Annotated in this window: 19 protein-coding genes; 7 read left to right on the top strand and 12 right to left on the bottom strand. The window is 69.8% G+C overall.

Annotated features, from left to right (window positions below; all coding sequences use genetic code 11):
* Nucleotides 1–2: 2 nt before the first annotated feature.
* Together EL493_RS19680 and EL493_RS19675 are read left to right on the top strand one after the other, a co-directional pair.
* Entirely contained in the window at nucleotides 3–1,400 is a 1,398-nt protein-coding gene (locus EL493_RS19680) for an MFS transporter (RefSeq protein WP_022566904.1), read from the top strand.
* A gap of 40 nt (nucleotides 1,401–1,440) precedes the next feature.
* Nucleotides 1,441–1,956 (top strand): pyridoxamine 5'-phosphate oxidase family protein, encoded by a 516-nt coding sequence (locus EL493_RS19675; protein WP_019047032.1) that lies wholly within the window; start codon nucleotides 1,441–1,443, stop codon nucleotides 1,954–1,956.
* A 6-nt stretch (nucleotides 1,957–1,962) separates the two neighbouring features.
* Here EL493_RS19675 and EL493_RS19670 read toward each other — a convergent pair whose 3' ends face one another.
* The 5 genes from EL493_RS19670 to EL493_RS19650 are packed head-to-tail and all read right to left on the bottom strand — an operon-like array spanning nucleotide 1,963 to nucleotide 5,626.
* A complete protein-coding gene (locus tag EL493_RS19670) occupies nucleotides 1,963–2,454 on the bottom strand; it encodes a hypothetical protein (RefSeq protein ID WP_019047031.1) in 492 nt (163 codons plus the stop codon).
* On the bottom strand, nucleotides 2,451–2,864 hold the full coding sequence (locus tag EL493_RS19665; protein ID WP_019047030.1) for an NUDIX hydrolase: 414 nt from the start codon (nucleotides 2,862–2,864) through the stop codon (nucleotides 2,451–2,453). Before EL493_RS19665 ends, EL493_RS19670 begins: the two co-directional genes overlap by 4 nt.
* 34 nt (nucleotides 2,865–2,898) lie before the next feature.
* A complete protein-coding gene (locus tag EL493_RS19660; protein WP_019047029.1) occupies nucleotides 2,899–3,378 on the bottom strand; it encodes a carboxymuconolactone decarboxylase family protein in 480 nt (159 codons plus the stop codon).
* The gene (locus EL493_RS19655; RefSeq protein ID WP_019047028.1) at nucleotides 3,375–4,454 is read right to left on the bottom strand and encodes an NAD(P)H-dependent amine dehydrogenase family protein; all 1,080 of its coding nucleotides are present in this window, start codon (nucleotides 4,452–4,454) and stop codon (nucleotides 3,375–3,377) included. The genes EL493_RS19660 and EL493_RS19655 overlap by 4 nt, the downstream gene beginning before the upstream one ends.
* Nucleotides 4,455–4,513: 59 nt before the next feature.
* Nucleotides 4,514–5,626 (bottom strand): winged helix DNA-binding domain-containing protein, encoded by a 1,113-nt coding sequence (locus tag EL493_RS19650; RefSeq protein WP_019047027.1) that lies wholly within the window; start codon nucleotides 5,624–5,626, stop codon nucleotides 4,514–4,516.
* A 119-nt stretch (nucleotides 5,627–5,745) separates the two neighbouring features.
* Here EL493_RS19650 and dinB point away from each other — a divergent pair, with 119 nt between their 5' ends.
* Nucleotides 5,746–6,981 carry a DNA polymerase IV gene (dinB, locus tag EL493_RS19645; RefSeq protein WP_019047026.1) on the top strand — a complete coding sequence of 412 codons (1,236 nt, stop codon included), beginning with the start codon at nucleotides 5,746–5,748 and terminating at the stop codon, nucleotides 6,979–6,981.
* A gap of 3 nt (nucleotides 6,982–6,984) precedes the next feature.
* On the opposite strand, the gene EL493_RS19640 is transcribed toward dinB, so the two are convergent.
* Entirely contained in the window at nucleotides 6,985–7,581 is a 597-nt protein-coding gene (locus EL493_RS19640) for a TetR/AcrR family transcriptional regulator (RefSeq protein WP_019047025.1), read from the bottom strand.
* 114 nt (nucleotides 7,582–7,695) lie between these two features.
* Between EL493_RS19640 and EL493_RS19635 the strand changes: the two genes are divergently transcribed.
* Nucleotides 7,696–8,727 carry a hypothetical protein gene (locus EL493_RS19635; protein ID WP_019047024.1) on the top strand — a complete coding sequence of 344 codons (1,032 nt, stop codon included), beginning with the start codon at nucleotides 7,696–7,698 and terminating at the stop codon, nucleotides 8,725–8,727.
* Between the two features lie 10 nt (nucleotides 8,728–8,737).
* On the opposite strand, the gene EL493_RS19630 is transcribed toward EL493_RS19635, so the two are convergent.
* Genes EL493_RS19630 through EL493_RS19610 form a run of 5 tightly spaced genes read right to left on the bottom strand, consistent with a single transcriptional unit; the run spans nucleotide 8,738 to nucleotide 13,581 of the window.
* On the bottom strand, nucleotides 8,738–9,616 hold the full coding sequence (locus EL493_RS19630; RefSeq protein ID WP_019047023.1) for a phosphoribulokinase: 879 nt from the start codon (nucleotides 9,614–9,616) through the stop codon (nucleotides 8,738–8,740).
* A 9-nt stretch (nucleotides 9,617–9,625) separates the two neighbouring features.
* Nucleotides 9,626–10,714 carry a class 1 fructose-bisphosphatase gene (locus tag EL493_RS19625; RefSeq protein ID WP_019047022.1) on the bottom strand — a complete coding sequence of 363 codons (1,089 nt, stop codon included), beginning with the start codon at nucleotides 10,712–10,714 and terminating at the stop codon, nucleotides 9,626–9,628.
* Nucleotides 10,699–11,718: an AAA family ATPase gene (locus EL493_RS19620; protein ID WP_019047021.1), complete on the bottom strand. Its 1,020-nt coding sequence runs from the start codon at nucleotides 11,716–11,718 to the stop codon at nucleotides 10,699–10,701. The genes EL493_RS19625 and EL493_RS19620 overlap by 16 nt, the downstream gene beginning before the upstream one ends.
* Entirely contained in the window at nucleotides 11,708–12,130 is a 423-nt protein-coding gene (locus EL493_RS19615; protein ID WP_019047020.1) for a ribulose bisphosphate carboxylase small subunit, read from the bottom strand. The genes EL493_RS19620 and EL493_RS19615 overlap by 11 nt, the downstream gene beginning before the upstream one ends.
* Nucleotides 12,131–12,138: 8 nt before the next feature.
* Entirely contained in the window at nucleotides 12,139–13,581 is a 1,443-nt protein-coding gene (locus EL493_RS19610) for a form I ribulose bisphosphate carboxylase large subunit (protein ID WP_019047019.1), read from the bottom strand.
* Nucleotides 13,582–13,768: 187 nt separating this feature from the next.
* Between EL493_RS19610 and EL493_RS19605 the strand changes: the two genes are divergently transcribed.
* Entirely contained in the window at nucleotides 13,769–14,650 is an 882-nt protein-coding gene (locus tag EL493_RS19605) for a LysR family transcriptional regulator (protein ID WP_198040968.1), read from the top strand.
* On the opposite strand, the gene EL493_RS19600 is transcribed toward EL493_RS19605, so the two are convergent.
* On the bottom strand, nucleotides 14,647–15,528 hold the full coding sequence (locus tag EL493_RS19600; protein WP_022566905.1) for a TIGR02452 family protein: 882 nt from the start codon (nucleotides 15,526–15,528) through the stop codon (nucleotides 14,647–14,649). The two genes, EL493_RS19605 and EL493_RS19600, sit on opposite strands and share 4 nt — an antisense overlap.
* Nucleotides 15,529–15,680: 152 nt before the next feature.
* On the opposite strand from EL493_RS19600, the gene EL493_RS19595 reads away from it, so the two are divergent.
* Both EL493_RS19595 and EL493_RS19590 read left to right on the top strand, forming a co-directional pair.
* Nucleotides 15,681–16,766 (top strand): hypothetical protein, encoded by a 1,086-nt coding sequence (locus EL493_RS19595; RefSeq protein ID WP_019047016.1) that lies wholly within the window; start codon nucleotides 15,681–15,683, stop codon nucleotides 16,764–16,766.
* A 22-nt stretch (nucleotides 16,767–16,788) separates the two neighbouring features.
* The gene (locus tag EL493_RS19590; protein ID WP_019047015.1) at nucleotides 16,789–17,229 is read left to right on the top strand and encodes an Rv3143 family two-component system response regulator; all 441 of its coding nucleotides are present in this window, start codon (nucleotides 16,789–16,791) and stop codon (nucleotides 17,227–17,229) included.
* Nucleotides 17,230–17,505: the final 276 nt, after the last annotated feature.

The raw sequence follows: 17,505 nt of genomic DNA, 5'->3' as shown, positions 1-17,505 counted from the left end.
TCGTGAAATCCGCTGTCGCCGCCCGCGCCGCCGACCCGCGAGCCGTGCTCGCCGTGGTGTCCACGGGCGTGCTGCTGTCGAGCCTGGACCTGTTCATCGTCAATGTCGCCCTGCCCGCGATGGCCACCGACCTCGGTGGCGGGCTCGCGGGGCTGTCGTGGGTGCTCAACCTGTACGCGATCGTCTTCGCGGCCCTGTTGGTACCCGCCGGGCGCCTCGGCGACCGGTACGGCAATCGGCCGGTCTTCCTGCTCGGGCTGGCGGTGTTCGTGCTGGGTTCGGCGCTGTGCGCGGTGGCCTGGAACGTGCCCGCGCTCATCGGTTTCCGTGCGATCCAGGCGGTCGGATGCGCGCTGTTGACACCCTCGTCGCTGGCGCTGGTGCTGGCCGCGACACCGGCCGAGCGGCGTGCGGGCGCGGTGCGGTTGTGGGTCGCGTTCGGCGGGCTCGGAGCCGCGCTGGGCCCGGTAGTCGGCGGGCTGCTCGTCGAGCTCGACTGGCGCTGGGTGTTCCTGGTGAACGTGCCGATCGGTGTGGCGGCCTTGCTGATCGGCCTGCGGGTCCTGCCGTCGCCGCCCGCCGATCGGGGCCCGCTGCCTGATCTGCTGGGTGCCACGGCACTGATCGGTGCGGTCGGTGCGTTCATTCTGGCCTTGGTGCAGGGTCCGGACTGGGGGTGGACCTCGGCCGGGGTGCTCGGCGCGTTCGCCGCGGCTGTCGCACTGGGCGCCGTGTTCGCGGTGTCCTCGGCGCGTCATCCCAGTCCCGTGGTGGACCCGGCGCTGCTGCGCGCCCCGAATTTCAGCCTGGCGAGCGCCAATTCACTGGTCTTCCAGATCGCGTTCGCGGGCATGCTGCTCTCCATCACCCTGTGGGCGCAGACCGTGTGGGACTGGTCGGCGCTGCGGACCGGCCTGGCCATCGCCCCCGGCCCGCTGATCGTGCCGTTCGTGGCGATCGCGGCGGGCCGCCTCATCGCCCGCGTCGGCCCGGGTCCGGTGATCGCCGCCGGCGGACTCGCCTTCGGCGCGGGCCTGCTCTGGTGGGCCCGCGCCGCCACCCTCACCCCCGACTACCCGAGCGGCATCCTCGGCGGCATGCTGCTCACCGGCCTCGGCGTCGGCCTCACCCTCCCCACCGCCTTCGCCGCGGGCGCGGGCACCCTCCCGCCACCCCGCTTCGCCACCGGCTCGGCCGTCCTGAGCATGTCCCGCCAACTGGGCCTGGCCATCGGTGTGGCCCTCCTGGTCGCCCTCCTCGGCACCCCCACCACCCCCGAATCCATCCTCGACGCCTTCCACCGAGCCTGGTACGCCACCGCCGCCGTCGCCGTCCTGGCCGGCCTCCTCGGCCTGGGCATCCGCCAGACCCCCGCACCGGCCACCGAACAACTGATCTGAGCCACGGCCGCCGGACCGCGGCGCACGTAGTCTGGCGGCCGTGAGCACCCCATCACCCGACGACTGGACCGAAATCCGCACGATCGTCGCCAGGGCACAACGCTCGACCGGGCATTTCGCCGTCGCCTCCGTCGACGCCACAGGCGCCCCGACCATCACCCCCATCGGCACGCTGTTCCTGCGCACAGACCGCACCGGCTACTTCTTCGACCACTACACGACCGCCCTGACCCGCAACGTCGACGCGGATGCGCGAATATGCCTGATGGCAGTCGATTCCGGCCGTACCTACTGGTTCCGGTCGCTGCTGACCGCCCGCTTCGCCGCACCGCCCGGCGTACGCCTCTACGGCACCGCAGGTCCACGCCGGCCTGCCACTGCCGCAGAGCGGGACACCGTACGTCGGCGGGTGCGGCCACTCCGCGCACTACGGGGCGGCAAGCTGCTCTGGTCCGACCTCACCCACGTCCGCGACATCACCTTCACCGGTTTCCGGCTGGTGCGGTACCCGGTGATGATGCCCGCGAACACGCCACCGGACCGGCACTTCGATTGAGGGCGCTCAGATCTGGTGGAGCCAGGCGATGAAGAACAGGGTGCCCGCGGCGGTGAGGGCCAAGGCGGTGGGGATGGTCCACCAGGAGGGGGTGCGGCCGAGGACGGTGCGGGTCAGGCGGAGCTGGAAGTGGCCGAGGAGGGTGACGACGGCCAGGAAGGCCGGGGCGATGAGCACGCCCAGGGCGGCGTGGACGGCCCAGGCGCCTGCGAGGGTCGGTCCACCCCAGGCGTTTTCGTAGGCGTTCGCGGCGACGAGTGGATAGGCGAGGCCGCGGACCAGGACGAGGCCCGCGAGGATCGTCAGGAACCAGGCCAGCGCGCCGGTGCCGACGGACAGGACCGAGTGGATCAGGCAGCGCGGGGTCGAGACCTTGCCCGCGGTGACGGATTCGCGCAGCAGCCGCCGGGGAACGCGCAGGCGCGTGCGGACCGGGCTCACCGCCGACGGCAACGCCAGCAGGGCGTAGGCGAGCCAGCGCCCGGCGCCGCCGGTCACCGTAGCGAACCCGCCGCGGCCAAATCGTCGAAGAGCAGCTGGTCCACGGGTGGGACCAGGTCGCGGTCGCCGTAGCCGAACCAGGCCAGCGCCTCGATCTCGCTGCTGGCGGTGAGGACACCCCGGTAGTCGGCGGTGTAGCAGGCCATCCGGACCAGCGTCGGGTGACCGTCGGAGATCGCCGCCTCATAGGTGCCGACGTGCTTCGCGCTCTCCGGGGTGAGGTGCACGCTCAGCTCCTCGCTGACCTCGCGGACGAGGGTCTGCACGTCGGTTTCGGCACCCTCGCGTTTTCCGCCGGGGATGAAGAACACGTCCTTGCCGCGCGGGCGGGCGCACAGGATGCGCCCGTCCTCGATCAGGACCCAGGCCACCGTGTCGATCAGCTGCCGTACCGGAGAATCAACCACGGCCCGCAGCCTACTTGCGTCACGCCCCCGCGGATCAGTGACCGGGCAGCACGCAGACGGTGTCCAGGCCGAGCACCCGGTTGAGCCGGCCGAACGCGAGCCAGGAACCGATGCTCATGCTCAGCTCCACCACCTCGGTCTGGCTGTAGTGCTCGAACATTCTGGCCCAGAACTCGTCGTCGAGGCTGTGGTGGTCGGTGGCGTAGCGCTCGGCGTATTCGGCGGCCAGGCGCGCCCGGTCGTCGAACAGTTCGGTGGTGCGCCAGTTGGTGACCGCGTCGGCGAACTCCGGTTCGACCTTCTTGCCGTCGCGTTCGGTGCGCCAGTCCTGACAGAACAGGCACCCGTTGATCTGGGCGATCCGCAGCCGGGCCGCCTCGAATTCGCGCAAGCCCAGCGTCGAGTGCTCGTACACCGACAGCGAGAACGCGGCGGCGGCGACACCGATACCCGGCACCATCTCGCCCCACACGTAGCCGATCGGGTCCTTGCCCTCGGGAATGTCGATGATCATGCTGTTTTCCTTCCGAGTTTGCCGACCGCGGCCCGCAGCGGCACATCGAGTGCGTCGTAGAGGCCGGGCTCGGCGTCGGCCAGCCAGTCGATCGCGTTCACCAGACGGCCCACCGCCGTGGCGTTGCCGCCCGCCGACCGATTGCCACCCTCGTCGGTGGCCTCGACACTGACCTCGATGCGGGGCGAGCCCTCGATGATCACCCGGTGCGCGCCGTCGCCGTCGGGGGGTGTCGGCCAGTCCGGGGCACAATCGGGGTGGATGCGGGTGACATGCTCGACGACGATGCGCGGCTCACCGTCGACGATGCCCTGCACCTCGAACCGCACCGCGCCCTGCGTGCCCGCCTCGAACCCGCCCATCTGCACCGTCTGCACGGTCGCATCGAGCGCACGCCGGTCCATGGTCTCGCGGATCTCGTCGAGCTCGACCCCGAGCGCCCTGGCCATCAGCCGGATCTGCCCGCCCCACACCATGGTCGGCACCGACGGCAGCAGCATCGGCGCAGGGTAGTCCATCGGCTGGCCCATGCCGACCAGATAGCGCACCGAGTCGGGCTGGTCGTAGGTGGTGTAGTCGAAGATCTCCTGGCAGCGCACCACATCGACGGTGGCGGCCAGGCCGCTGATCAACAGTGGCAGCACATCGTTGCCCCAGCCGGGATCGACTCCGGAGACGAACAGCGAGCCGCCGCCCTCGGCGATCGCGGCCAGCACCGGGTCGCGGAGCTCGGCGGGCGCGTTGCGCGGGTCGTAGAGGGCATAGAGGGCGGGCGTGACGACGACGGCGCCGGCGCGGATCGCGCGCACGACATCGGCGAGCGCGTCGTCGGGGCGGATCTCCCCGGAGGCCGCGTAGACGACCGCGCGGGGCCCGGTGGCGAGCAGCGCGTCGATGTCGTCGGTGGCCGCCACCCCCAGCCCGTAGTCGAGGCCGGCGAGCGCACCGGCGTCACGGCCGACCTTGTCGGGGTTGTGCACCAGCACCCCCGTGAGTTCCAGCGCCGGGTGGGCAGCGACGGCACGGATGGCCGCACGGCCTACGTTGCCGGTGCCCCAGACGATCGTGGGGATCATCGCGCGAGCGTAGCAAGCGCTTGGTTCGGTGTCCGGAATATCCGTGATCCGGTCGGCGATCAGGCCTCTCGCGCGGTGAGGCCGGGCGCGCCGAGGGCCGCGGCGAGACGATCCAGCGCTGTCGACAGCGCCCGCTTCGGCAGCCGCTCGCCACCGAACATCGACAGCTCCACGGTGTTCTCGACCCGCTCCCAGGTCCCCGCGATCCGCCCGTTCAGCACGATCAGCGGCGAGATCCACCCGGCGGTCCGGCTGACCTTCGCGCGGTGCTCGGCGGGCAGCAGCACGGTGTCGGCGGTGCCGGGACCGAGGACGTACTGATCGAACGGGCCGAGCAGGTGGACACTGCCGTCGAGGGTGGCCGCGGCGAGGTCGTCGGCGTATTCGGTGGGGATCCAGCCGGTGCGTCCCGCCACGTCGACCTGGGTCAGCGCGTCCCCCATCTCGGCGAACCAGCCGCGCACGACGGTCTTGCGCAGGCTGTTGCGGCTGAGCCAGGCGTCGAAGACCTCCGGCGAGGCCGGGCCGTACGCGCCGAGATAGGCGCTGATCAGGGTCGGCGCGGCCGCCTCGGGCGACGGCAGCCCGGTCCAGCCGGACACCAGCCGCGCCGGACTCGTGAAGGTGACCTTGGTGCCGCGCGCCGGGCCGTGGCAGAGCGCGCCCTGCCAGGCCAGCGGCTTGAGCACCGCTCCCCACCCGGATCGCAACTGTTCGCCGAGATGGGCGAAGCCGGGTTCGGCCAGGACCGCGTCGACGAGTTCCTCCCGGGTCAGCGCCTGTTCGGCCAGAATGGCCGACACCACCTCCACCAGGGCGGCCACCTGATCCGGGGTGGCGCCGAAGGTCTTCTGCCAGGACGGCTTCTCCCAGGTGCGCGCCGAACCGATCAGCGACAGCGCCGCCGCGGCCTGCTCGGGCACCATCGCGTGCAACGTGCCACGCATCGCCCACGTCTTCACCAGCGCGCCCGAGCCGAGCGCTGCGCCGACCGCGTCCGCCACCGGCTGATCACCGCGCACGGCGACGGCGGTTTCGGCGGCCGAGGCGACCTGTGCCTGCACGCCGGCCAGTCGGCCCGCGATGGCGGGCACACCGGCTGCCGTGGGTTTCGCGATGAACTGGCGGTCCAACCGCCAGGCGAAAACCTGATCCCAGCCGACTTCGAGCACCTTGTTCTCCTCGCTGCGCGGCGAATCGGTTCTCGCCGAGACTGTTTCACACTACCGGCCACCCGCGCGCCCGCCGCTATCGCGTAGCAACCCGACTTGTCGGACCCCAATGCGAACATATGTTCGTGTCCGATCCCGTTGTTCCGCGTCGCCAGCGCATCCAGTCCCGCGCCGAGGCCTCGATCCTGCATGCCGACCTGGATTCCTTCTACGCCTCGGTCGAGCAGCGTGATCAGCCCTGGCTGCGGGGCAAGCCGGTGATCGTGGGCGGTGGCGTGGTGCTCGCGGCCAGCTATGAAGCCAAGGCCTTCGGGATCCGCACCCCGATGAACGCCGGTCAGGCGCTGCGATTATGTCCGCACGCGATCACGGTCCCACCGCGGATGTCGGCCTACGCCGAGGCCAGCAAGGCGGTGTTCGCGGTGTTCCACGACACCACGCCGATCGTGGAGGGCATCTCGATCGACGAGGCGTTCCTCGACGTCGGCGGCCTGCGCCGGATCCGGGGTGAACCGGTCGAGATCGCCCAGGCCCTGCGCGCGCAGGTGCGTGACCAGGTGGGGCTGCCGATCTCGGTCGGCATCGCGCGCACCAAGTTTCTCGCCAAGGTGGCCTCGGCGGTCGCCAAACCCGACGGGCTGCGGCTGGTGGAGCCCGGCGGGGAACTGGACTTCCTGCATCCGCTGCCGGTGGAACGGCTGTGGGGCGTCGGCACGGTCACCGCGGCCACCCTGCACGAGAACGGCATCACCCGGGTCGGGCAGATCGCCGAGCTCGGCGAACCGCACCTGCGCGCGATCCTCGGCCCTGGCGCCGCCCGGCACCTGTTCGCCCTGTCCTGGGCCCGCGACCCCCGGCGGGTGGAGACCGGGAAGCGTCGCCGTTCCATCGGCGCCCAGCGCGCCCTCGGCCGCCGCCACCGCACCCCCGAAGAGCTGGGTGCCTTTCTCGACGGGCTCACCGACCGCCTCGGCCGGCGCCTACGAGCCGCCGACCGCGTCTGCCGCACCGTGGTGCTGCGGTTGCGGTTCGACGACTTCTCCCGCGCCACCCGCTCCCACACCCTGGTCGAGGCCACCGACGCCACCGCCGCCCTGCACCACGCCGCACGGCTGCTGCTCGACACCGCGCAGCCGTTGATCACCGAACGCGGCATCACTCTCATCGGCCTGTCGCTGACCAACCTCGACGACGCCGACAGCATGCAACTCACCTTGCCGCTGGAACCGCGCGCCGAGAACACCCTCGACGCCACGCTCGACGATCTGCGCCGCCGCTTCGGCTCGGCCGCCGTCACCCGCGCGGCCCTGCTGAAAACCGGTGAGGGCCTGTCGGTCCCGCTGCTGCCCGACTGATCCTCAACCCGGTCCGCGCCGGCGGATCAGCGGCAGGTACACCTCGTCGACGATCTCGACGAGCACGTCATCTGGTGCGGTCGGCACCCCGCGCAGCACGAACTCGTTGCGCAGCAACACGATCGCGACGGTGGCCACCCGCGGATGCAGGCATTCCGGGGCGGCCTCGCCCCGGGAGACCGCGCGCCCCAGCAGGGTGAGCCAGGTGGCCGCGGTCGCGTCGACCGACTGGTCGGGCAGCTGGGCGAGCAGTTCGGCGGCGCCACCGGCGGCCGCGAGCAGCTCGCGCATGACCGAACCCAGCGGTGAACTCCAGTGCCGATTGGCGCGGCGCAACAGTTCGAGCGCGTCGTCGCGCAGATCGCCGGTGTCGGGTACGTCGACGGCGGTCGCCAGCAGCCGATAGGCCGCGACGCCGAGGGCGAGGCGGTTCGGCCAGCGCCGGTAGATGGCGTTCTTGTTCGTCCCGGCACGCACGGCGACCTTGTCCATGGTCAGCCCGGCGAAACCGCTCTCGACGAGCTCCGCTCCGGCCGCGCGCAGAATCGCGTCCTCCAGTTCGGCGCCCCGCCTGCGCGTGGGCCTGTCCGCGTCCGCCACCGGTGCGCTCCTTCCGTTCCGGCGCGATCGTACCTTCCCCGTTCGCTCTTGCGTCCTGTTCAATGCCATATTACGGTACGGCACGTACCCTATTTTGGAGAAAGGCCCACGCCCATGCGCGCCACCGGCATCAGCTACGACACCGGTTTCGTCCGCGACGGACTGTCCTCGCGGCCCACCTTCGATTCCGACGTCGTCCGCGAGGAACTGCGGATCATCCGCGACGACCTGCACTGCACCGCCGTCCGCATCGTCGGCGGCGATCCGGACCGTCTCGAGATCGCCGCCACCCACGCCGCGGACCTCGGTCTGGAGGTGTGGTTCTCGCCGTACCCGCTCGACCGGACCACCGAGGAGATGCTCGCGCTGTTCCTCGACTGCGCCGAGCGCGCCGAACGGCTGCGCCGCCGCGGCGCCGAGGTCGTCTTCGTGGCGGGAGCCGAACTGGCACTGATGAACCTCGGCTTCCTCACCGGTTCCGATCTCGCCGCCCGCGTCGCCACGCTCACCGCGCCCGGCGCCCTGCCCGGGATCGCCGTGGCGGTCGGCGAGCGGCTCGACGAGTTCTTCCGCACGGCGGTGCCGCTGATCCGGGCCCGCTTCGGCGGTCCCCTGACCTATGCCGCGGTCCCGCTGGAACGCATCGACTGGACGCTGTTCGACATCGTCTCCGTCGACCTCTACCGTTCGGCCGCGGTCGCCGACCGCTTCGCCGACGGCGTCCGTGATCTCGTCGCTCAGGGGAAACCGCTGGCCGTCACCGAATTCGGCGCCGCCACCTTCCGCGGCGCCGGCGACGTCGGCGCCAACGGCCTCGACATCGTCGAGTACAGCCCCGGCCCGGTCCGTCTCACCGCCGACCGCACCCGCGACGAAGCGGGCCAGGCCGCCTACCTGACCGAACTGCTCACCCTGTTCGACGAGGCAGGCGTCGACACGGCGTTCGTCTTCCTCTTCGCCCTCTACGACATGCCATACCGCCCGGACGGCGACCCCCGCGACGATCTCGACCTCGCCAGCTACGGCATCGTCCGCGTCCTCGAGGACCGCACCGGCGACACCTACCCGGCCATGCGATGGGAGCCCAAAGCGGCCTTCACCGCCGTGGCCGACTACTACCGGGGCAGCATCGTGCCGTCCCGGTAGCAGGCCGACGTCACACCAGCCGTTTGGGCCGTTTGTCCATCAACCGCAGGATGAGCGGGGTGAAGATCAGCTGCATCGCCAGGTCCATCTTCCCGCCCGGCACCACGATGCAATTCGGGCGTGACATGAACGAGTCGTGCAGCATCGACAGCAGATACGGGAAATCGATCACCTTCGGATCGGCGAACCGGATCACCACGAAACTCTCGTCGGCGGTCGGAATACTGCGCGCTATGAACGGATTCGACGTGTCCACGGTGGGCACACGCTGGAAGTTCACATACGTCCGCGAGAACTGCGGACAGATGTATTTCACGTAGTCCGGCATCCGGCGCAGGATTGTGTCGATCACCGCCTCGCTCGAGTACCCGCGATGGGTCTTGTCCCGATACACCTTCTGAATCCATTCCAGATTGATGATCGGCACCACCCCCACCAGCAGATCGGTGTATCGGGCTACATTCACCGACTCGGTCACCGCCGCGCCGTGCAGGCCCTCGTAGAACAGCAGATCACTGCCCGGCGCCAGATCCTCCCACGGGGTGAACGTGCCCGCGGGCTGGCCGTAGGGTTTGGCCTCCTCGTCGTCGTGCAGATATCGCCGGACCTGCCCGACACCGGCTTCCCCGTATTCCCGGAACAGCGATTCGAGTTCGGGCAGCAGATTCGCGTCCTCGCCGAAATGCGAGAACGTCGTATTGCGCTGCTGCTCGGCCTCGGCCATCGCGACTTTCATCTCGGTGCGGTCGAAACGATGGAACGAATCACCCTCCACCACCACGGCACTGATCCCCTCCCGGCGGAAGATCTCCTCGAAGGTCCGGGTGACACTGGTGGTGCCCGCTCCGGACGACCCGGTGATCGCGACAACGGGATGCTTGACCGACATGAGCGACTCCTAACCGCGCTGATCGTGCTTGGCCGGCCGGAACAGCGAGCGCGACCCGAACAGCGAACTGTCGAAGCTCGGGCCCTCGTCCGGCTCGGAGTGGTAGCGCTCGATGCGCAGTACTTCGTTGCGGGAACCGAAGATGAACGGCACCCGCTGATGGACCTCGGCCGGTGGCACCAGCATCACCCGGTCGTGGCCGGTGGTCGCGGCGCCACCGGCCTGCTCGACGATGAACGCGATCGGATTCGCGCCGTACAGCAACGACACCCGCCCCGGCCGAGCCGGGTTACGGGTGTCGCGTGGGTACAGATACACCCCGCCGCGGGTCAGGATGTGGAAGGTGTCGGCCACCAGTGACGCGACCCAGCGCATGTTGAAATCGCGCCCCCGCGGACCGTCGAGGCCTTGCAGACATTCCTGCACATAGCGGCGCACCGGCCGCTCCCAGAACCGCTCGTTGGCGGCGTTGATCGCGAAACCACCGGTGTCGTCGGGGATCCGCATCCGCGGATGGGTCAGCACGAACGCGCCGATCTCGCGGTCGAGGGTGAACCCGTCGACGCCGCTGCCGGTGGTGAGGACCAGCATGGTCGCCGGGCCGTACAGGGTGAACCCGGCGCACACCTGCTGCACGCCGGGCTGCAGGAAATCGGTGTCGACCGGCTCGGCCGAGCCGTCGAACACCTCCTGCGGTGCGCGCAGGATGCTGAAGATCGAGCCCACCGGCAGGTTCACGTCGATATTGCTCGATCCGTCCAGCGCGTCGTAGGCCAGCAGATACTTGCCACGCCGCTGGGACGCAGGCACCGGCAGCACGCCGGGGCGCTGCTCGGACAGCAACCCCGACAGCTGCCCGGTCCACTGGGTCTGGGCCAGCATGATCTCGTCGGTCAGCCCGTCGAGCCGCGCACTCACCGACAGCGGCTCGTCCTCACGCCCCGAACCCACGATCGCCCCGCGCGTCACCTGATTGGCGATGATCTTGGTCGCCGTGGCCACCACGTTCACCAGCGCCGAGAACTCCCCGGACGAGCCGGGGTGCCGATGCTCCTCCTCGATGGTGTAGCGGGTGAGGGTCTTCAGTCGATCCGGCATGACGTCGCGACCACCTCCTGGCCGGCCTCGTCGAACACACTGCTGCCGTAGACATCCCGGTCGCACAGGGTGATCAGGTCGGACTTCGACAGCGGCCGCGCCGCCTCGACGAGCCGTTTGGCCTGCCGCAGCCGGCACCGGTCGATCGCGTTGCGCACACTCCGTGCGTTGGAGAAGCGCGGCCGGGTCATCCGCACGGTCAGATACTGCGCGAACGCGGTGTGCGCGGCGGCGTCGAAACGGAAGTTTTCCCCCGCCACCATCAGTTCGGCGATGCCCATGAGCTCGTCGTGGGTGTAGTCGGCGAACTCCAGATGGTGCGCGACCCGCGAGGACAAGCCCGGATTCGCGGAGAAGAACCGGTCCATCCGGTCCGGATAGCCGGCGAAGATGACCACCAGGTTCGCACGTTCGCTCTCCATCTCCTGCAGCAGGATCTCGATCACCTCCTGCCCGTAGTCGCGCTCGTTCTCCGGGCGGAACAGGTAGTAGGCCTCGTCGATGAACAGCACCCCGCCCGCCGCCTTGGCGATGGCCTCCTTGGTCTTCGGCGCGGTGTGGCCGATGAACTGGCCGACCAGGTCGTCGCGGGTCACCGTGTGCACCTTCGGTTTCCGGATGTAGCCCAGCGCGTGCAGCATCTGCGCCATCCGCAACGCCACCGTGGTCTTGCCGGTGCCGGGACCGCCGGTGAAACTCATGTGCATGGTCGGGCGCGAGGACGCCAGCCCGAACCGGCGCCGCGCCCGGTCGATCATCAGCAGCGCCGCGATCTCTCTGACGCGCTCCTTCACATTCGCCAGGCCGATCAGTTCGGCGTCGAGCGCGGCCAGCGTGGCGGCCACGTCGTGGCCGGCCAGATCCAGCGACAGATCCAGCAGCGCGTCCTCGCTCAGCAGTTCCTCGGTCGCGGTGTCGCCCTCGGCGGGCGGACGAGCCGGCCGGGCGTCGCTGACGCCCGGCCGGGGCAACCGGAATCCGTTCGCGGACCCCTCAGCCGCCATACCGCTGTCCCTGCGGACGACCGGTCGCGTAGGACCGGATGCTGTAGCTCTGCCGCCGGTCCGCCCCCTCGGTGCGCGTGAGCTCGAAACCGGGTTCCTCCTCGGGCCGCTGGACCAGGAAACTCAGTGCCGTGGTCTGTTTGGTGTAGGTGGCGTCGTAGGCGGTGACCCGCACGTAGTGCCGGGGGAAGGTGGCGCGGCAGGCGTTGATCTCGGCCATCACCCCGTCGGGTTCGTCGAGGTCGAACAGCGGCAGCCCCCACATCTCCCAGTAGGTGTTGCGCGGATGCGGGTCGTCGGTGTACTCGATCGACACCGGCCAGTTGTTGAGCAGTGCGTAGCGCACCTGCGCCGCGATCTCGGCGTCGCTGAGTTCGGGCAGATACGAGAACGTCCCGTGTCGCAGATACATGGCGCCTCCTACAGGCTCGGCGTCGGCACCGCGTCCGGTGCGTCGGTGGACGTGTAATCGAAGGTCACATCACCCCAGGTCGCCAGCGCGACCTCGAGTGAACGGCAGGTCGAGGCGGCCGTGCGCAGCACGTCGGGGCCCTCCTTGAGCAGGTCGCGACCCTCGTTGCGGGCCTTGACGACCGCTTCCAGCGCCACCCGGTTCGCCTCGGCGCCCGCCGCGATTCCCAGCGGATGCCCGATGGTGCCGCCACCGAACTGCAGGATCACGTCGTCGCCGAACAGATCGAGCAGTTGATGCATCTGGCCTGCGTGGATGCCGCCCGAGGCGACCGGCATGACCCCGGGCAGGCTCGCCCAGTCCTGATCGAAGAAGATGCCGTTGCCCAGGTCGGTGGGCACGTGGTTCTCCCGCAGCGTGTCGTAGAAGCCGCGCGTGGTGGCCGGATCGCCTTCCAATTTGCCCACCACGGTGCCCGCGTGTACATGGTCGACGCCGATCAGCCTGCACCACTTGGCCAGTACCCGGAAGCTCACGCCGTGGGTCTTCTGCCGGGTGAAGGTCGAGTGCCCGGCGCGGTGCAGGTGCAGCAGTACCCCGTTGCGGCGCGCCCACTTCGACATCGACTGCATCGCGGTGTAGCCGACGGTGAGGTCCATCATGATGACCACCGACCCGAGTTCCTTGGCGAACTCGGCCCGCTCGTACATGTCCTCCATGCTGGCGGCGGTGACGTTGAGGTAGTGGCCTTTGATCTCGCCGGTCTCGGCCATCGCCCGGTTCACGCCCTCCATCGCGAACAGGTACCGGTCGCGCCAGCGCATGAACGGCTGGGAGTTGATGTTCTCGTCGTCCTTGGTGAAGTCGAGACCCCCCTTGCAGGCCTCGTAGATCACCCGGCCGTAATTGCGGGCCGACAAACCGAGTTTCGGTTTCACCGTCGCACCGAGCAGCGGCCTGCCGTATTTGTTCAGATATTCGCGTTCCATCACCGTGCCGTGCGGCGGACCCTGGAAGGTCTTGACATAGGCCACCGGAATACGCATGTCCTCGAGCCGCAGTGCGAGCAGCGGCTTGAATCCGAACACGTTGCCGATGATCGACGAGGTGAGGTTGGTGATCGACCCCTCTTCGAAAAGGTCCAGATCGTAGGCGATGTAGGCGAAGTACTCACCCGGCCTGCCCGGCACCTCGTCGATCCGGTAACACTTGGCCTGATACTTCGAATGCGCGGTGAGCCGGTCGGTCCACACGACAGTCCAAGTGGCAGTGGAGGATTCACCCGCGACCGCGGCGGCCGCCTCGATCGGGTCGACGCCGCGTTGCGGGGTCACCCGGAACACCGCGAGCACGTCGGTATCGGAGGGCACGTAGTCGGGTGCGTAATATCCCATCGACGCGTAGGACTGTACGCCCGGATCCCAGCGATCCCGTTCGGTTTCTTCCGCCATCGTTCCTCCTGTACCTGATTCGCCGGTGCAGGGCCCGGTGAGCTACCGCCTCCGGGCCCCGACTTCACCAGCGGTGGAATCCGGTGTACGCCTTGCGAATTCCAGGATGGGGCCCGCGGCGGCCGCAAACAATGTGAATGTTTCTGGGAACGCTCAACCGAAACGTTGAGTTTGCTACCGTCGGGTAATGGGCAGGGTGAGTGCGGGGCGGATGGAGACCTTCCTCGCGGTCGCCCGGCTGGGCAGCATCCGGCGCGCGGCCGCGCAGCTGCACGTCACCGAGGCGGCGGTGTCGGCCGCGGTCGCCCATGTCGAGAAGCAGCTGGGCGCCAAACTGATCGCCCGCTCCGGGCGCGGGATCGCGCTCACCGAGGCCGGGCGGGTGTACGCGGAGTACTGCCGCGGCATCCTGGGATTGATGAAGGAGGCGCACGCCGCGGTCCGGCAGGCCGAGGCGGGCCGGCTGCGGATCGGGGTGGTCGCCACGGCCGGTGAGTCGGTGGTGCTGCGTCCGCTGGCCTCGTTCCGGCACCGGTATCCCGATGTGGAGCTGAGCCTGTCGATCCAGCCGCGCGACGTGCTGTTTCTCGAACTGCAGCACCACGAGACCGATCTCGTCATCGCGGGCCGTCCGCCGCACGCGGCGAATCTGGTCATCCAGGCCCGGCGTCCGAGCACCCTGGTCGTCGTCGGCGCCGGCGACGCGCACGATCCGCGCCACGCCACCTGGCTACTGCGCGGCAACGGGTCGGGAACCAGAGAGGCCACCCTGGCGCTGCTGGACCGGCTCCAGATCGACCCGCCCACCCTGACACTGGGCTCGCACGGCGCGGTCATCGCCGCCGCCCGCGAAGGGCTCGGGGTGACGCTCATCCATTCCGACGCGGTCGGCGAGCATCTGGAATCCGGCGCGCTGCGCACGATCGAGGTGCCGGGCACGCCACTGGACCGGGCCTGGCACGCGGTCACGACCCCCACCCCGACCCCGCCGACACGGCTGTTCCTGGCGCACCTGATCGACCCGCTCGAGACCGGAACCGACGCCTTCCACGCCGCGATCGGGCCCTAGCGCGCATACCGGCCCGGGCGGGCGCCGAAACGGTGCTCGAATGCCGTCCGGTTCGCCGAGATCGCGGCCCGGTCCCACACGGCGAACACCACGCGATCGAACGCCGCACCCCAGCGGTCCAGAGCCGCGCCGAATGCCGCTGCCACCTCGGCGGGGTCGTTGCGGAACACCCCGCAGCCCCAGGCCCCCAGCACGAGGGAGCGCACCTCGTGGCGTGCGGCCGCGGCGACGACCCGATCCGCCCGTTCGACGAGCAGATCGCGCACGTCCACCGGGCCCGAACGGCGGGACAGTTCACCGGCATTCGGGGCGGGTGAGGTCAGGAAGGTCACCGGGAACGGCTCGGCGAGCTCGCCGCTGTCGCCACGGACCACCGGCACCTCCGGTGACACGATCACCCGATGGCTGTAGGCCAGGTCGGGCGAAGCGCGGTGCGCCGCATAGTAGTCCGGGGCTTCGATCAGGCAGGTGTACAGCAGGGCGCTGCGGCACAGGTCTTCCTCCTGAGCCCGGGCGCCGCGCAGATAGCCGCCGCCGGGATTGCGGGCGGAGGCGAAATTGAGGACACCGATCCGGCCTGCCACCTCCATCCCGTGCAGCCGCCGAGCCGCCTCGATACTCCCCTCGGCCGTCACTTCGATCACCGCCGGACCAGGGCCCGGTGGAGTTCGGTCTGTCAGGGCGTCGAGCTGGGCGGGTGTGTACGACACCGTCTCCGATCGCGCCGCCGCTATCTGCGCACCGATCTCGAACGTTGCACCGCCGCCGGTCCGGTAGCTTCCCCGCTCGGCGATCGCTTCGTTCTCCACGGCCACGTGGTGCCATGTCTTCGTCGTCTTCTCGGTCATCTTCGTGACGGTAAACCGCAACTCCCCCAAGGCGCCACTAGTTTTTGTCGCATGAACAATAACTGGTCTGCCGCCACGGCACTGACGGCCACATCCGTGGACGGTGCCGACAACCGCGGGTACCGTCGTCGCCAGGGGGCGGGGTTCGGCGTCGTCCGGACAATCGAACGAAGGGGTGGGACATGGCGACCGAGGTGACGCTGTCGGGGGATGCGCTCGAACTGCCGGGCGGAGTCCGCATCACCTTCATCCGCACGCTGCGCCTGCCCGAAACCGGCACCTACCCACTGCCGCCCGGCCTCGGCGTGTTCCCGCTGCGCCGCGTCGCCGACTACGCCGACACCGTGCCCGACGAATGGCGCCGGCGCGGCGGGGTGATGCTGCCGGTCTATCAGCGCGAAGCGATGTGGCTGCGATTCTCCGCGGCCGCCCCCGCCGCCCTGAAGGTCGGTGTGGGCAAGGTCTGCGCGGTCTCGGGCAAACCCTGGAGCGACGAACTCGCCCAGGATCCGCAGAACTACCTCACCCTGCCCGAACAGCCGTGGATGGACGGCATCAACTCCGGCGACGGCACCGTGCGCCAATTCGTCGCCGTACCACTGGGCCTCGGCGCGACGGTCGAAGGTCAGGTGACCGGCACCGAGCAATGGGGCGGTGTGCAACTGGCCGTCCACGGACTCACCGACCTCGCCCGGCACGTCTGGGACGTGGCCGAAGAAGCCCGCAAGCGGCGCGCCCGCGCGGTCGCACCCACCGCGCCGTGGCCCGGCGAGGACACCGCCTACGGCGCCCCGCTTCCCGTGAGCGCGCCCGGTTTCGGCGTGGCGGTCGCCGGCGGCCCGCCGCCCTCCGGCGCCGCACCCGCCCAGCCCGGCGCCTTCCGTCCGGCCGCCAGGAAGATGGGGCTCGGCGCGGGCGGGACCATGCGCCAGGAGATCTACGCCGACCGGCGCCCGCTCACCGACTACCGGCCCGACACCGAGGGCCGCGTCTTCGTCCACCTCGCCTCCGCCGCCGAATGGCAGCAGATCACCGGCGAAACCGCCCCGCCCACACCGATCGACGCCCAGGCCTACGCCCAGCACAACCTGCCCTGGTTCGACTACTACGACGCCGACGCCGCGGACCTGCCCGCCGCCGCCGAGCTGGCCGCCGTGCAACCCACCGGCAACTGGCTGGCCGACGAGCAGCCGAATCCGCCACTGGAACAACCGCTCCCGGTGATCGCACTGGGCGATGCGAAGCAGGTCGCCGACGGCGACTGGTAGCCGACCGGCCGATCCGGCGAACATGCCACGCCGCGCGCCCGCGCGGACGTACGATCCGAGCGTGGCCGAATCGAATGGTTCCACCCCGCTGCGCGTGCTGGTCTACAGCAACGATGCCGACACCAGGCAACAGGTGATCCTGGCGCTGGGCCGTAAGCCGCGCGCCGACCTGCCCGAGCTCGATTTCTTCGAGGTCGCCACCGCGCCGGTGGTCATCGAGCAGATGGACGCGGGCGGGATCGATCTGGCGATCCTCGACGGCGAATCGGCGCCGGCGGGCGGTCTCGGCATCGCCAAGCAGCTCAAGGACGAGATCGACCAGTGCCCGCCCGTGGTGGTGCTGACCGGTCGGCCCGACGACGCCTGGCTGGCCAACTGGTCGCGGGCCGAGGCCGCGGTCTCACATCCGATCGACCCGATGCAGCTGACCAACGCGGTGACCGCGCTCCTGCTCGCCCGCTGACCGGCCGCCGGCGCATCGTCCCGGCCCATCGGATAGTTCCTCCGGCACAGTTCTGCCTATCACCACTGGTAACACCAGTGGTTGCTCGTCGTGCGCCGATGTGGGATTACCCCCGGATCGCTCATGAATCGCGATACCGATATCGATCAAACCCCAACCCGGAAACGGGCGGGGCACCCGCGCGGCAGCGGTAGTCTGTGCTCTAGCTCACACGAGCGCGGGCTCCTGTATAACGCTCCGCCATCGCTGCACAGCCTTGCGCGAGCCCCGGTTCGG

The organism is Nocardia asteroides (genome assembly GCF_900637185.1).
Classification (GTDB): Bacteria; Actinomycetota; Actinomycetes; order Mycobacteriales; family Mycobacteriaceae; genus Nocardia; species Nocardia asteroides.
The sequence above is the reverse complement of the archived record's forward strand: the minus strand, read 5'-3'. Positions and strand labels throughout refer to the sequence as shown.